The organism is Lyngbya sp. CCY1209 (assembly GCF_035615495.1).
Classification (GTDB): domain Bacteria; phylum Cyanobacteriota; class Cyanobacteriia; order Cyanobacteriales; family Microcoleaceae; genus Limnospira.
This window is the reverse complement of the sequence record NZ_JAJENU010000299.1, coordinates 1-547: the sequence shown is the minus strand read 5'-3', so window position 1 is coordinate 547 and position 547 is coordinate 1. Positions and strand designations below refer to the sequence as shown.

At 48.3% G+C, this 547-nt stretch carries 1 protein-coding gene; it reads right to left on the bottom strand.

Features of this window, described 5'->3' with window-relative positions; translation table 11 throughout:
- Positions 1-281, bottom strand: a 281-nt coding sequence (locus LKE08_RS08735) for a reverse transcriptase N-terminal domain-containing protein (RefSeq protein ID WP_324703832.1), incomplete at its 3' end; no start/stop codon positions are given.
- Positions 282-547: the final 266 nt, after the last annotated feature.

Below are 547 nucleotides of genomic sequence, written 5' to 3'. Positions count from 1 at the left end.
GGGGATATCGCTACCACACCGTCAACTCCGGCTGTCTTCTTGCCTTGGTTGTCTTGGGTTACTCGCCTTACCGCTAGTAGCCTTGCATAGTATGACTTTAACAAGAGTCTCTGCAACCTTCTAGCTTTTGCATTCTGTCCCGATTGAGCCGCTTGATAGATACGCTTTTGCAACTTGAAAACCATCCGCTGAACTTTCGCCCAGTTGATGGCTCTCCATGCATTCTTAGTGACCGTTGGTTTCGGCTTGCCGAATCCTTTGGTTTGACTAGATTTCGCCATTATTGCTACTCAAGTCTCCATCTTACGTCTGAACCGTGACCCGTCTGCATATCCCAGATTTTACGTCCGGGCGTTGGCTTCTGGTCACATCTCACTCCCATATGGCTTGCGCTTACACTTTCGGTTTTATTGCCTTTCACTACTTGCCTAATCGACCATTGGACAAGAGCCAATATGGGGTTATTTCGTTCCGTCTGTATGGGTATTCCATCCTTAGACTCATCCTCTCCCCCGGTGTACTTTGAGGGTCTGTGTAGGTAACTGCA